Origin of the sequence: Variovorax sp. YR634, from assembly GCF_900106655.1 — a bacterium.
GTDB lineage: Bacteria > Pseudomonadota > Gammaproteobacteria > Burkholderiales > Burkholderiaceae_C > Variovorax.
In genome coordinates this window covers 99596-114160 of sequence record NZ_FNOL01000008.1, presented here as the reverse complement: position 1 = coordinate 114160, position 14565 = coordinate 99596, and the positions used below count along the sequence as shown (strand labels likewise).

At 67.1% G+C, this 14565-nt stretch carries 11 protein-coding genes; 1 reads left to right on the top strand and 10 read right to left on the bottom strand.

The features are described 5' to 3' along the window. Positions 1-147: 147 nt before the first annotated feature. The 6 genes from BLV60_RS16025 to BLV60_RS16000 all read right to left on the bottom strand — a co-directional run bounded on the left by BLV60_RS16025 (position 148) and on the right by BLV60_RS16000 (position 8329). Positions 148-3063: a ribonucleoside-diphosphate reductase subunit alpha gene (locus tag BLV60_RS16025; protein ID WP_093056205.1), complete on the bottom strand. Its 2916-nt coding sequence runs from the start codon at positions 3061-3063 to the stop codon at positions 148-150. A 350-nt stretch (positions 3064-3413) separates the two neighbouring features. Continuing rightward, positions 3414-4013: a 1,6-anhydro-N-acetylmuramyl-L-alanine amidase AmpD gene (gene ampD, locus BLV60_RS16020; protein ID WP_093056203.1), complete on the bottom strand. Its 600-nt coding sequence runs from the start codon at positions 4011-4013 to the stop codon at positions 3414-3416. Further along, entirely contained in the window at positions 4000-5556 is a 1557-nt protein-coding gene (locus tag BLV60_RS16015; RefSeq protein WP_093056201.1) for a sigma-54-dependent transcriptional regulator, read from the bottom strand. Before BLV60_RS16015 ends, ampD begins: the two co-directional genes overlap by 14 nt. A 4-nt stretch (positions 5557-5560) precedes the next feature. After that, positions 5561-7258 carry a two-component system sensor histidine kinase NtrB gene (locus BLV60_RS16010; RefSeq protein WP_093056199.1) on the bottom strand — a complete coding sequence of 566 codons (1698 nt, stop codon included), beginning with the start codon at positions 7256-7258 and terminating at the stop codon, positions 5561-5563. Continuing rightward, positions 7255-7515 carry a PP0621 family protein gene (locus BLV60_RS16005; protein WP_093056197.1) on the bottom strand — a complete coding sequence of 87 codons (261 nt, stop codon included), beginning with the start codon at positions 7513-7515 and terminating at the stop codon, positions 7255-7257. The genes BLV60_RS16010 and BLV60_RS16005 overlap by 4 nt, the downstream gene beginning before the upstream one ends. Position 7516: 1 nt before the next feature. Next, positions 7517-8329, bottom strand: coding sequence for a cytochrome C assembly family protein (locus tag BLV60_RS16000; protein WP_093056195.1), 813 nt, complete (start codon positions 8327-8329; stop codon positions 7517-7519). A gap of 214 nt (positions 8330-8543) precedes the next feature. Here BLV60_RS16000 and ffh point away from each other — a divergent pair, with 214 nt between their 5' ends. Continuing rightward, positions 8544-9932, top strand: a complete 1389-nt coding sequence (gene ffh, locus BLV60_RS15995; protein WP_093056193.1) for a signal recognition particle protein — start codon at positions 8544-8546, stop codon at positions 9930-9932. Between the two features lie 66 nt (positions 9933-9998). Here the strand turns inward: ffh and BLV60_RS15990 are convergent, their stop codons facing one another. The 4 genes from BLV60_RS15990 to BLV60_RS15970 form a co-directional block, all read right to left on the bottom strand. Continuing rightward, entirely contained in the window at positions 9999-11138 is a 1140-nt protein-coding gene (locus BLV60_RS15990; RefSeq protein ID WP_093056190.1) for an AAA family ATPase, read from the bottom strand. Continuing rightward, positions 11135-12034 carry an RNA ligase family protein gene (locus tag BLV60_RS15985; protein ID WP_093056188.1) on the bottom strand — a complete coding sequence of 300 codons (900 nt, stop codon included), beginning with the start codon at positions 12032-12034 and terminating at the stop codon, positions 11135-11137. The genes BLV60_RS15990 and BLV60_RS15985 overlap by 4 nt, the downstream gene beginning before the upstream one ends. A 277-nt stretch (positions 12035-12311) precedes the next feature. After that, positions 12312-14321, bottom strand: a complete 2010-nt coding sequence (mdoH, locus tag BLV60_RS15975) for a glucans biosynthesis glucosyltransferase MdoH (protein ID WP_093056184.1) — start codon at positions 14319-14321, stop codon at positions 12312-12314. A gap of 5 nt (positions 14322-14326) precedes the next feature. After that, on the bottom strand, positions 14327-14530 hold the full coding sequence (locus BLV60_RS15970) for a hypothetical protein (RefSeq protein ID WP_093056182.1): 204 nt from the start codon (positions 14528-14530) through the stop codon (positions 14327-14329). Positions 14531-14565 lie beyond the last annotated feature (35 nt).

Here is a 14565-nt window from a genome sequence, read left to right as displayed (position 1 = left end):
AAAGTGCTCGTTCACATCGCACGCCATTTATGTGGTTGTTATGTTGCTCGCATGCATCGCGCGATGTCAGTCAATGCCTTCATTGAGTGAACGTCGCGCGATTTTTTGCATGCACCTCACTGACTCACTGTCGCGAGCATCGACGCGTTATTGGCACGCTTCACAGGTCGGATCGTCCACACCGCAGAACGCGATGTCGGTGGCGGGCATTGCGCTCATCTGTGCCTTCGCTGCAGCAGCGGCGGCTTCGAGTGCGCTCATGCCCGAGGGTGCGTCGTTGCCCGACGACACCGCGTTGAGACGGCCCGATTGCACCGTCGACTTCTCGGCGTGCGTCGCGCTCTGCGTACGCAGGTAGTACGTGGTCTTCAGGCCGCGCAGCCATGCGAGCTTGTAGGTGTCGTCGAGCTTCTTGCCCGATGCACCGGCCATGTAGATGTTCAGCGACTGCGCCTGGTCGATCCACTTCTGGCGACGCGCAGCGGCTTCGACCAGCCACGTGGTTTCGACTTCGAACGCGGTGGCGTAGAGCGCCTTCACATCCTGCGGCACGCGGTCGATGGGACGCAGCGAACCGTCGAAGTGCTTCAGGTCCATCACCATCACGTCGTCCCACAGGCCCAGGCGCTTCAGGTCGCGCACCAGGTAGTGGTTGATCACGGTGAATTCGCCCGACAGGTTCGACTTGACCGACAGGTTGCCGAAGCAGGGTTCGATCGAAGCGTCCACGCCGATGATGTTCGAGATGGTCGCCGTCGGTGCGATGGCCACGCAGTTCGAATTGCGCATGCCGTCGGCCTTGATCTTCGAGCGCAGCGCGTCCCAGTCGAGGGTGGCCGAGCGGTCGACCTCGACGTAGCCGCCGCGTGCCTTTTCCAGCAGGTCGAGCGAGTCGATCGGCAGGATGCCCTTGTCCCACAGCGAGCCCTTGTAGCTCGAGTACTTGCCGCGTTCGCGCGCCAGGTCGGTCGAGGCCCAGTAGGCGTGGTAGCAGATGGCTTCCATCGACTCGTCGGCGAACTGCACGGCTTCTTGCGAGGCGTACGGAATGCGCAGTTCGTACAGCGCGTCCTGGAAGCCCATCAGGCCCAGGCCGACCGGACGGTGGCGCAGGTTCGAGTCGCGCGCCTTCTTCACGGCGTAGTAGTTGATGTCGATCACGTTGTCGAGCATGCGCATCGCCGTGGAGATCGTCTTCTTCAGCTTTTCCTGGTCGACCTTGCCGTCCTTCAGGTGCTGCAGCAGGTTCACGGAACCCAGGTTGCAGACGGCGGTTTCGGTGTCGCTGGTGTTCAGCGTGATCTCGGTACAGAGGTTCGACGAGTGCACCACGCCTGCGTGCTGCTGCGGCGAGCGCACGTTGCAGGCGTCCTTGAACGTGATCCAGGGGTGGCCGGTCTCGAACAGCATCGTGAGCATCTTGCGCCACAGGTCGGTCGCCTGGATGGTGCGCGCGGGCTTGATGTCGCCGCGGGCAGCCTTCTCTTCGTAGGCCACGTAGGCCTTCTCGAAGTCGGCGCCGAACAGGTCGTGCAGGTCGGGCACGTTGGAGGGCGAGAACAGCGTCCAGGTGCCCTTTTCCATCACGCGGCGCATGAACAGGTCGGGGATCCAGTTGGCGGTGTTCATGTCGTGCGTGCGGCGGCGGTCGTCGCCGGTGTTCTTGCGCAGCTCCAGGAACTCCTCGATGTCGAGGTGCCAGGTTTCGAGGTACGTGCAGACAGCGCCCTTGCGCTTGCCGCCCTGGTTCACGGCCACTGCCGTGTCGTTCACCACCTTCAGGAACGGCACCACGCCCTGCGATTCGCCGTTCGTGCCCTTGATGTGGCTGCCGAGCGCGCGCACGCGGGTCCAGTCGTTGCCCAGGCCGCCGGCGAACTTCGACAGCAGCGCGTTTTCCTTGATCGACTCGTAGATGCCGTCGAGGTCGTCGGGCACCGTGGTCAGGTAGCAGCTCGACAGTTGCGAGCGCAGCGTGCCGGCGTTGAACAGCGTGGGCGTGCTCGACATGAAGTCGAACGACGACAGCACTTCATAGAACTCGATGGCGCGGGCTTCGCGGTCGATTTCGTTCAGCGACAGGCCCATGGCCACGCGCATGAAGAAGGCCTGCGGCAGCTCGATGCGGGTCTTGCGCACGTGCAGGAAGTAGCGGTCGTACAGGGTCTGCAGGCCGAGGTAGTCGAACTGGTTGTCACGCTCGGCCTTCAGCGCCGCGCCCAGGCGGGGCAGGTCGTACTGCAGCAGCTTTTCGTCGAGCAGGTCGTTGTCCACGCCCTTCTTGATGAACTGCGGGAAGTAGTCGGCGTAGGCGGTGGCGCGGTCGACCGGCATCACTTCGCGGCCGATGATCTCCTTGAAGATCGTGTGCAGCAGCAGGCGCGCGGTGGCGAAGGTGTAGTCGGGGTCTTTCTCGATCAGCGTGCGGGCCGCCAGGATCGAAGCCTTGTAGACCTCGTCGAGCGGCACGCCGTCGTACAGGTTGCGCATCGTCTCGGCGACGATCGGTGCGGACGTGATGCTGTCGCCCAGGTTTTCGCAGGCCGACTCGATCAGGCCCTTGAGTTCGTTCAGGTCAAGGGTGACGAGCTCGCCGTTGTCCAGCACGTGCAGTGCAGGCGTGGCCGGCACGTCTTGCTCGCCCTGCTTCGAGCGCTCCTGCGTGCGGCGTTCGCGGTACAGCACGTAGGCGCGGGCAATTTCATGGTGGCCGCCGCGCATCAGGCCGAGTTCGACCTGGTCTTGCACGTCTTCGATGTGGAAGGTGCCGCCGCCCGGACGCGAGCGCACCAGCGCGCGGATCACGCCCTGCGTGAGCACGTCGACCGTTTCGCGCACGCTGGCCGAAGCCGCGCCCTGAGTGCCGTGCACGGCCAGGAAGGCTTTCATCATCGCGATGGCGATCTTGTTCGGCTCGAAGGGCACGACAGCGCCGTTGCGGCGGATGATCTGGTAGTGGGCCAGGTTCTGGCCGGTGGGGGAGCCAGCAGTGTCTCGCTGCTGCTGCGGTGGCGTCGAGGGAACGGCACGCGGGGTCGATTGGGGGTTCAGGGCAGTTTGCATTCGCTTCCTCTCGGTTGGCAATTCTTGTTGGATGGCGGCGCCTGGGCCGGGCGCTGCGCCGGTGTGGATGACCGGACAGGGGACACTATATCTAGGGTGCGGGGGGTGTACAACCCACTAGATGTAGCGTTTTCCTATGGATACAAGGATTGCCGGTATTACTTCCGCCATAGGACACGGCCAGCGATGCCGCTTGAATACTGGCCTATGGTCTCTCAACCCGCATGGGGCTTGGCTTGCAAGCCGATTTGGGCCTGCAGGCCGCATGGTTGCTGAATCGCGCGGTTGCTATTTTCGCATTGCTGCGCTGCAAGAACGACGCATCACGAGACGCCGCACGATTGAAAAAATTAGCGCTGCACCACCTGCGGCGGAAACATCTGTGGATTCCAGCCGAGCTGTTCGCGCAGCAGGCGCCAGTCGAAGCCCGCGCCCGGATCCTGTTTGCGGCCCGGCGCGATGTGCTCGTGGCCGGCGATGTGCGCGATCGCGTAGTGCTGCGCGATGGCGGCGCACAGGCTCGCGAGCGTCTCGTATTGCGGCTCTTCGAAGGGCTGGCCTTCGAGGCCTTCGAGTTCGATGCCGACTGAGTCGTCGTTGCAGTTGCCGCGGCCGCGCCACGACGACACGCCGGCATGCCAGGCACGGTCGTCGCAGCTCACGAACTGCCAGAGTTCGCCGTTGCGGCGCACGAAGAAATGCGAGGACACCTCGAGGCCGCGGATCGACTGGAAGTAGGGGTGTGCGTCCCAGTCGAGCTGGTTGGTGAACAGTTGCTGCACCGCGTCGCCGCCATATTCGCCGGGCGGCAGGCTGATTGAATGCAGCACGATGAGGTCGGTCTGCGCGCCCGTGGGGCGGGGCCCGAAATTTGGCGAGCGCAGCGCCTTCGCGAAGCGATACCAGCCGGCTTGCCAGAGCCCGCTGTCGTTGGCTTCAGTCGTCGACATGGCTGCTCGCGCCATCGTCGCCGTTGGGCGTGGTGATACCCAGCCGCGCGATGCGGTAGCGGATCTGGCGCAGGCTCATGCCGAGCCGCGCGGCGGCCGCGGTGCGGTTGAAGCCGCTCTCGTGCAGCGCACGCACGAGGATCTCGCGCTCCTGCTGATCGAGATAGGCCTGCAGGTCGGAGGGCAGCGGCGGCGGCGCGACCTTGGGCGGCGCCACCGGCACGCTCGGAAGCGGAGCCAGCGCGACAGGCGCGTCGGTGACGGGCGACAGCGGGGCCGGCGCGGACGCCGCGGCTTCGGCCGCAGCAGTGAAGCCGCCCATCAGGTCGAGATGAAGTTCGTCGCCATCGTTCAGCGCCACTGCGCGGTGCAACAGGTTTTCGAGCTCGCGCACGTTGCCGTTCAGCGGATGCTGCGCGAGGCGGCGCAGCAGTTCGTTCGACAGATGCGGCACGGGCAGGCCGCCGTCCTGTGCGATGCGCGAGAGCAGCGCGGCGCACAGCGCGGGCAGGTCCTCACGGCGGTCGCGCAGTGCGGGCACCGCGATCTCGATCACGTTGAGGCGGTAGAAAAGATCCTGGCGGAAGCGGCCGGCCTGCACTTCGGCGTGCAGGTCTTTATGAGTGGCACTGACGATGCGCACGTCGACAGCTTCTTCCTGCGTCGAGCCGATCGAGCGCACGCTGCGCTCCTGGATCGCGCGCAGCAGCTTCGACTGCATGGCCAGCGGCAGGTCGCCGATCTCGTCGAGAAACAGCGTGCCGCCGCGCGCGGCCTGGAAGTAGCCGTCACGGTCTTGCGAGGAGCCGGTGTACGAGCCCTTGCGCGCGCCGAAGAATTCGGCCTCGAGCAGATTCTCGGGAATCGCGCCGCAGTTCACCGCGACGAATGGGCCTTCGCTGCGCTGGCTGCAGGCATGCACGGCGCGCGCAACCAGTTCCTTGCCTGTGCCCGATTCGCCGCGCACCAGCACCGGCGCCATGCCGCGCGCCACCTTGGCGATGCGCGACTTGACGAGGCGCATGGGCTCCGATTCGCCCACGAGACGGTCGAGCGCGGCGATGCCGGTGCCGGAGGTGACCACCGTTGCGTCGGCGCTGTTGTTGCTCGCGGGTACCGCCTGCACGGGCTTGGCCACCGGCTGCGGCGCCAGCCGCGCCTGCACGGCGGAAGCCACGACGGCGCGGAACTGCTTCAGGTCGACCGGCTTCGTGAGGTAGTCGAAGGCGCCGGCCTTCAGTGCTTCCACCGCGTTCTCGGCCGAGCCGTATGCCGTCATCACCACGCAGCGCTCGCTGCGCTGGGCCTTCTGGATGCGGTGGATGATCTCCATGCCCTGCCCGTCGGGCAGCCGCATGTCGGTGATCACGGCGTCGAAGCGGCCGGCCTCCAGGTGCTGCCAGGCTTCCGACACGCTGCCTGCGGCCTCGACGCGATAGCCCTCGCGCAGCAGCGTCAATTCATAGAGCGTGCGCAGGTCGGGTTCGTCGTCGATGACCAGGATCTGCGCCGGTCGCTGGGTGGAAGGGGGGGGAGTGCTCACGGCGCTATTGTGTCAGCCGGTTTTCGCTGGGGGCGAAGCTGACGAAGAATTCGTTGCCCTCGGGCCCGCCCGGCACCAGCGCGCGCCGCTCGTAGCCGATGGTGGCGCCATGCCGCCGGCACAACTCGCGGCACAGGAACAGGCCGAGCCCGCTGGAGCGGCTTTCGGAAGAGAAGAAGGGCTCGAACAGGTGCCGCTGCACCGCCGGCTCCAGCGGCGCGCCGTCGCTCCACACCATCAGGCTGGGGCGGTTGGTGCCGCTGCGCTGCAGCGCGGTCAGCACCTGGATCGAGTCTTCGCGCTTGCCGGCGTAGCGCGAGGCGTTGTCCAGCAGGTTCACGATCAGGCGGCGCAGGTGCTCGGCGTCGAAGCGCACCTCGCTGCTGGGCGCATCGAGCGACACCAGCACGCCCTTGCGCTGGGTCTGGCGCACCCATTCCTCGGCCAGCACCTGCACCGCAGGGTCGAGCACGACCTGCTCGCCGAGCGACAGCACGCGCTGCTGGCGGGCGCGCGAGACGTCGAGCACGTCGTCCACGATGCGCGCGAGCCGCTGCGCGTTGTGCTGCACCATGCTCGTGAGCTTGCGGTGCGCCGGGTCTGTCAGGTCTTCGTTGAGCAGCGCGCTGGCCTGGGTGATGGCGGCCAGCGGGTTGCGGATTTCATGCGCCACGGCCGCCGACATGCGGCCCATTGCGGCCAGCTTCTCGGTGCGGATGCGGGCTTCGAGCTCGCGCAGGTCCTGCAGGAACATCACGCACAGGCTGTCGATGCGCTTCTCGCTGGTGGGCGTGAGCCGCGTGCGCACGCGCACCTCGCGCGCCGCGCCGCGCACCTGCGCCACCGGGATTTCTTCCGTCTGCGGCGCTCGCCGCGCGAAGGTCTGGCGCGCCAGCGCGGCCAGCGCATGCCAGGCGGGTTGAGCATGCAGCGGGAACGGCAGCGTCAGCTTCGCCAGGCCCTGGCCAAGGATGGCATCGGCTGCTGGGTTGGCCGCATGTACCAGGCCTTCGGCGTCGATCACCAGCACGCCTTCGCTCAGCGTCTCGATCACCAGGTCGTTGACCTGCGCCTGCATCTGCGCGCTGCTGCGGCTGCGCTGCGCCACGGCTTCCTCGCGCGCCAGCCGGCGGGCCATTTCGTGCGCGAGCAGCGCCACCACGAAGAGACCCGTGCCGGTGAGCGCCGCCTGCACGAAGCGCGGCGAAGAATCGCCCGGCTGCTGCAGCCAGTGCCAGCCCGCGTCGGCCAGCAACAGCAGCGTGACCGTGGCGGTGGTGCCCAGGCTCACGATCATGGTGCCCAGCACCGCGCTCATGAGCACCGGCAGCGCGAACAGCGGCGTGTAGTTGACGTTGCCGCCCTGCAGCACCTGCAAGGCGGTGAAGGCGGCCAGATCGATGCCGATGGTCAGCAGCCAGAGCGCGGCAAAACCGCGGATCGGCGGCTGCACGCGCGTGTAGCGCATGCCCAGCCAGGTCGCGGCGAGGTAGAGCGCCGAGATGGTGATGGCCATCGGCTGCATCGTCTGCCCGATGACAAAGGCCACGCCCTGCAGCAGCATCAGCACCAGCGCGATGAAGCAGCGCGCGGCCATGAAGCCACGCCAGAGCCGGATCAGCGCCGAGCTTTCGCCCGTGCCCTGGTCGAGCACGTCCCAGTCGGTGACCGGCTCGCCGCGCGACCAGAGGGGGGCGCTCATTGGGGCGTTGCGGCTTCGCGGTGCGCGGTGCTGCAATAGACCGCGCCGCCGGGGCCGGCGATGGCATCGGTCGCCGGCAGGTGCAGGCCGCAATGGGCGCAGCGCACCATGGCCTGCGGCGGGCCGGCTGGTGCGGCGGGGCGCTGCTGCGCCTTGGCCGCGCGCTCGCGCATGGCGTCGCGCATTTCTTCGCGGCGGTTCTTGCGCCAGAGCCAGATCGCGACCCAGAGCACCGCGAGGACGAGGAGGTATTTCATTTCAGACGGGAGGACGCGCAAGCACCACTTCGAGCACGAAGCGTGAACCCACGTAGGCCAGCAGCAACAGGGCCGAGCCGGCGTACAGCACGCGGCGCGCAGTGCGGCCGCGCCAGCCGAAGCGGGCCCGGCCGATCAAAAGGATCGCGAAGGTGATCCAGGCGAGCACCGAGAAGATGGTCTTGTGGTCCCACTTCCAGACGCGGCCGGCGGCGCCGTACAGCTGCTCGCTGAACAGCAGGCCGGCCAGCAGCGTGGCCGACAGCAGCACGAAGCCGGCGGTGACGAATCGGAAGGTGAGCCGTTCGAGCGTGAGCAGCGGCACGCCGCCCTGCGGCTCGGCGGTGGCCAGGCGGATCTGCTTTTCGGCACGGGTGATCAGCCAGGCGTGCACGACAGCGGCGCCGAACAGGCCGTACGAGGCGATGCCCAGCGCCAGATGCAGCGGCAGCCACGGCGAAGCCGTGACGTGCAGCGGCGTGCCGGGAAACAGGATGGCCAGCAGCACCGCGGCCGCGCCCAGCCAGGCGAGCGCGCGCCGCACCTTCAATTGGGGATACATGCGGCTTTCGACCGCGTAGACGGTGAGCACCAGCCACGCGGTGACCGACAGGGCGGGTGCGAAACCGAAGCGCGGCTCGCTGCCGATGAGGCCGTGGGCCAGCACGGCGGCATGCAGAATCCATGCAATTCCGAGGGCCCACTGGGTCGATTGACGGCTCAGTTTGGCACCGGCACCGGCAACGAAACCGTAGGCAACCGCAGTGGCGATGCCCAGCGCCACGCCGAGCGGGGAGGGGATCGCTAAAATCATCGGCCGGAGTGTACCGGCTGAATTAAGACCTCCCCCAGGCTTCGCGCACTTCGTGTCGCTTCGCCAACCCCCTCACCGGGGGCAACACCAGCGGCCCGGCGAAGCCGGTTCCGCGGTGTTCCACCAGGGCGGGGCGGCGATACTGGCTTCAGATTTTTCGTTTCCTGCGATTTTCCATTTGTCCCGCCCCAGCGGGCAGCAAGGCTTCCTCTTCATGGCCACCGCCCTCACAGAAAAGTTCTCCCGCCTCGTCAAGACGATGAGCGGCCAGGCCCGCATCACCGAAAGCAACGTGCAGGACATGCTGCGCGAAGTGCGCATGGCGCTGCTGGAGGCCGACGTGGCGCTGCCCGTGGTGCGCGACTTCGTCGCCCGCGTGAAAGAGAAGTCGCTCGGCCAGGAAGTGCTGGGCTCGCTCAAGCCGGGCCAGGCGCTGGTCGGCATCGTCAATCGGGAACTCGCCGCAACCATGGGCGAGGGCGTGTCCGACATCAACCTCGCGGCCCAGCCGCCGGCGGTGATCCTGATGGCCGGCCTGCAAGGTGCCGGCAAGACCACCACCACCGCCAAGCTCGCCAAGCACCTGATCGAGAAGCGCAAGAAGAAGGTGCTCACGGTGTCGGGCGACGTGTATCGCCCGGCCGCCATCGAGCAGCTCAAGACCGTTACCAAGCAGGCCGGCGCCGAGTGGTTCCCGAGCACGCCCGACCAGAAGCCGCTCGACATCGCACGCGCCGCGCTCGACCACGCCAAGCGCCATTACTTCGACGTGCTGCTGGTCGACACGGCCGGCCGCCTTGCCATCGACGAAGTGCTGATGACCGAAATCAAGCAGCTGCATGCGGCGCTCGACCCGGTCGAAACCCTGTTCGTGGTCGATGCCATGCAGGGCCAGGACGCGATCAACACCGCCAAGGCCTTCAAGGAAGCGCTGCCGCTCACCGGCATCATCCTGACCAAGACCGATGGCGACTCGCGCGGCGGTGCGGCGCTGTCGGTGCGCCAGGTCACGGGCGTGCCGATCAAGTTCGCGGGCACCAGCGAGAAGATCGACGGCCTCGAAGTGTTCGACGCCGAGCGCCATGCGGGCCGCATCCTGGGCATGGGCGACATCGTCGCGCTGGTCGAGCAGGTCACGGCCGGCGTCGACGTGGCGGCGGCGCAGAAGCTCGCCGCCAAGGTCAAGAGCGGCGCGGGCTTCGACCTCAACGACTTCCTCGGCCAGCTGCAGCAGATGAAGCAGATGGGCGGCCTCTCCAGCCTGATGGACAAGCTGCCCGCGCAGATGGCCGCCAAGGCCACCGAAGCCGACATGACCCGCGCCGAGCGCGACATCCGCCGCAAGGAAGGCATCATCAACAGCATGACGCCGCTGGAGCGCCGCAAGCCCGAACTGCTGAAGGCCACGCGCAAGCGCCGCATCGCGGCCGGCGCCGGCGTGCAGGTTCAGGAAGTGAACCGCCTGCTCAACGAGTTCGAGCAGATGCAGGGGATGATGAAGAAGATGAAGGGCGCCGGCCTCATGAAGATGATGAAGAAGATGGGCGGCATGAAGGGCATGGGCGGAATGGGTGGGCCCGGCGGTCCCAAGCTGCCGTTCTAGGCGAACGCTTCGCCCCTCCATATATATAAGAAGGCCCGCCGGTTCGCACTGGCGGGCCTTCTGTCTTCAGGTCTGCACTTCGTAGACCGTTTCGTGCGCCTCGGTTGGCGCAGGCAACTCCCAGCGGTGCAGCATCCGCTCGATGCCCGCGTTCGACAGCGTCGTGTCGCGCTCGCGGTTGCGGCGCATCAGCTCTGCGTGCGGCGCTTCCAGGTACACCAGCTCGATCTGCGCGTGGTAGGCCCATAGCAGGTCGAGCGTCTTGGTGCGCATCTGCTGGCTCAGGTGCGTGGCGTTCCAGACGAAGCGCTGCTGCTTGCGCAGCAACGCCTTCGCCTGATCGACCGCGTGATGTGCCGCGAGCCCGTCGTTCTCGCCGTGCTTCAGGCCCAGCTCGGCGCGCGCATCGTCGAAGGACACAACCGGCCAGCCCTTGCGGTGCCGTGCCACCCAGTGGTTCTTGCCGCTGGCCGGCAGGCCGCACATCACCGTTACCCGTGAGCCCGGCGTCTGGAACAGCGGGTAGTCGGGGCTGGTGTCGGCTCCGCGGAAGTAGGCCAGGCGCGTGTGGGCGTCGACCATCTGGCGAGGGCCTTCCCAGCAGCCTTCTTCCTGTGCCAGCTCCTCGAAGAGCGCGATGTCGGCCATGCTGTCCGCGCGCTTCTCGTAGTGGCGGCCGAGCATGTCGCAGCGCGCCACGCAACACAGGTCGGGCAGGCTCAACTCCCAGGAGAGCTTGTGCACCAGCCACTCCGGCCGCACGCCCTTGCGCGAGGCGAAGGCATGGAACGGCACCTGGTGCACGGCGATGATCCGGCACACGGCCTCGCGCAGCGCGAAAGGCACGCGGGCCTTCCACATCAGCACCCGCACGTCGACCGCGCCGCGGCGCGAGTGGCCGGGCTGGCCGATGCAGCCGCTGGCTTCGTCGATCACCGTGGTGTCGGGCTTGGCGATGTCGTGCAGCAGGCAGGCCATGAACAGCACGAAGCGGCCGTCGGCATCGGCGCGCTGGTAGTGCGCGTCCTGCATCAGCGCGTCGAGCACCATGCGCGTGTGGATGCCGACGTTGCCTTCGGCGTGGTAGTACGGGTCTTGCGGCGTCTCTTCGAGGCGCAGCAAGGCCGGCAGCAGGTCGCAGCATTGCGCCCAGTCGGTGCCTTTGTCGGGCGCGGGCACCAGGGCGCGCAGATCGTCGTATGTCATCGCGGCCTCCCTTGGGTTGCGAGTTCGGCGGGGTCGCGCAAGGTGCGCAGCCCCAGGTCTTGCCAGGTGACCGGCGGCGTCGGTGCGTAGAGGTCCACGCCGGGCGCGAGCTGGTTGGGCAGCACTGGCCGGCGGCTGTGGTGCGAGCCCGAGTCGAGGATGGTCTGGACGAAGTCCGGGCGCACCCACTTGTAGCGGCCCGTCACCTGCCCATCCGATTCGGTCTTGAGGTACAGGCCCTCGGCCAGATCGGACAGGTCGGTCTGCTGGCGCACGAGATCGAGCGGCTGGCCTTCGTTCGCCACCGCGTCCTCGAAGGCCGTCTTCCAGTCCGCGCTGCGCGCCAGCGAAGGCCGCACGAGCGCTCGCAGTGCTTTGGCATGGCGCGGCATCACGCCTTCGTAGAGCACGGGCACCGGCAGCACGGGGCTGCCCGCGAGCAACGCATGCCGCGCCGGTGTCGAGAGAAAGCGCTGCGCCTGCCGGTCGTAGATGTCGAACTCCAGGAAGAAGGCCGGCAGCCGGTCGTACCAGCAGCTGTGCTTGGCAAAGCACCATTCGCCGTACATCACGTAGCGGTCTTCGAGGCGCTCCAGCAGCGCTGCTTCATGGGCGGCGGCCCAGTGCTTGAACAGGTTGAACTGCCGCTCGCCGGCGCCGCCTGCGAGGTAGTGGCCGCGCGATTGCAGCAGCAGTTCGCCCGCCGAAGTGAACGACACGGCCGCATTGGCGCCATCGAATTTTTCCTCGATGACCACGTGCTGGCCATGCAGCGCCGACAGCGGCGTCTGGCCGTCGTCGCTGTCGCCGGCCTGCAGGCGCGAGCCTTCCAGATGCGCAGTACGCGGGTACTTGAGCAGCGGAATCGATGAAAGAGAAGAAGAGAGAGGGAACACGTTGTTCTCCAGATGGAAATCAGGAAGAACCGACAACGTGCGGGAGCGAAGCTGGAAAAGAGTGCGGTCAGCGGAAAGCGCAGCCAGGCGCCCGACTTGACCAGCAATGAAGTGGCGTTGTCGGCGTCAGAGAGTGATGACGGCGAATCGGGGCACTTGGCGCTCCAGGGGATCGAGGGATCCGTGGGTTGAAAAAAGGAAGGCGCGATTCTAGCCACGCAGCATGAAAAAAGCCGACCCTGAGGCCGGCTTTTCGAGGTGCTGTGTCTTCAGCGCATCAGACAGTTGCCAGTGCGGGGCGCGCCAGGCGCACTGCATGCATCCATGCGCGGCGCAGCACGGCCGGCGAGCGCGATTCCTCGGGAATCAGCAGGTAGCCGCGGTCACGCAGCGTGGTGCCCAGCGCGATCTGGCTGGTCAGCACGGTCAGCGGAATCGCCAGCAGCAGCGGCAGGCCAACGGGCATGAGCCAGATCAGAGCGCTCGGGTCGATCATCGCGACGCCGACGGCCAGCATGGCGATCACCAGCGTCATGGGGGCCAGCTGCGAGGCAGCGACCTTCCACGGCACGGCAGCGGCTTCACGCGGGGGCGACTTCCAGTCGAGCTTGATGCCGGTGAGGGCGACCAGCACGAACAGCGAGTGGGCCAGCATGCGGACCGGGGCTTGCACGATGGCAAGGCCGCTTTCCATCACCGAGCTCTTCACCAGGCCCCACGCACCGCCGTACTGGCGTTGCTCACCGCGCATCAGCACGGCAGCGATGCCCAGCACGCGCGGCAGGAACAGCAGGCACAGGGTCCAGACCCACAGGCCGGCCAGTTCGGCGGGCAGCACGCTCCAGCTCGACACGAGGCTCGAGCCGCTCAGCCACAGGGCGGTGCCCAGCGTCAGGAACGCGAGCCACAGCGGAGCCGAGACATAGGCCATGGTGCCGGTCACGAACATCGCGCGGTGCACCGGGTGGATGCCGGGCTCGGCCATCAGGCGGGCGTTCTGCAGGTTGCCCTGGCACCAGCGGCGGTCACGCTGCAGTTCGGCCAGCAGGTCCGGCGGTTGCTGTTCGTAGCTGCCGACCAGGTCGGACACCAGCCATACGTTGTAGCCGGCACGGCGCATCAGCGCAGCTTCGACGAAGTCGTGCGACATGATGCCGCCCGACATGCCGCCGGTGCCCTTGATCGGGGCCAGCGCGCAATGCTTCATGAAGGGTTCGACGCGAATGATGGCGTTGTGGCCCCAGTAGTGCGATTCGCCCAGTTGCCAGAACTGCATGCCCAGCGTGAACAGGCGGCCCGTCACGCGGGAAGCGAATTGCTGTGCGCGGGCGTGCAGCGTGACGTGGCCGATGGCTTGCGTCGCGGTCTGGATGATGCCGGCGGTGGGGTTGGCTTCCATCAGCTTGACCATCGAGGTCAGGCAGTCGCCGCTCATCACCGAGTCGGCGTCGAGCACGACCATGTAGCGGTAGTCCTTGCCCCAGCGGCGGCAGAAGTCGGCCACGTTGCCGGCCTTGCGGTGCGTGCGGCGGGTGCGCAGGCGGTAGTACACCTCGACCTGCGGCTGGTTCGGGCTCTCGGCCAGGGCGGCGCGCAGGTCTTCCCAGGCGGCGCGCTCGGCGGCGGCGGTCTCGGGGTTGTAGCTGTCGGACAGCACGAACACGTCGAACTGCTTGGCGTGGCCGGTGGCCGCGACCGATTCGCAGGTGGCGCGCAGGCCGGCGAACACCGTGGCCACGTCCTCGTTGCAGATCGGCATGATGATCGCGGTGCGTGCCTCGGGATTCATCGGGTGGTTGACCACCTGTTTCGCCGAGAGGGCGTGCTTGTCACCGCGCACGGAAACGTAGAAGCCCATGAGCGCGGTCACGAAGCCGGTCACGACCCAGCCCGAAAGCAGGCCGTAGAGACCGATCTGGCCGTATTCGAGCCAGAGGTTGTCGTAGTCGGGTTGCACGCTGGCGAACAGCGACGACGCGATCACGGTGCTCAGCAGCGTGAGCATCATGAAAGCGAAGCGGCGCTGTGCGGCGGCGCGCTGCCAGGGTTGCTTGGCCTGCCGGGCGTCGTGGACGCCGGCTTCGGCGTCACGGCCCGCGCCGAGCTTGACCAGCGCGGCGGTGCCGAGGCTGTTCCAGAAGCCGCGCCAGGGGCGAGGTGTCATGGAACCGCGGTTGACGGGGGGGGCGGTGACCGAGTTGGGATGGCGTTCTTCGCGAACCGGGCTACGGCGCGAAAAATCGGTATCGGCCAGCACGTTCAGTTGGGAGAAGTCGTTCGGCTTCATGTGATTTACCAACGTTGCTTGTCGAGGGAAGGGGTGTCGCCAATGGCGGGAAAGCGCTTGATCACGCAATCCGGCTCAGCGCCGCCAGCGCTTGCGAGCGCGGCCAGCGAATGACCCGCGGCACGGGGCCGCGAGGGGGAAAACTGCTTTTGACGCAGGCCGTCGCGCTGCTGGCGCAGTGCGAAAGATGGGCTGGTGAGTGCTGTCATGCCTGTACAGGGGCAAACCCTGTGCCAGGCTGGAA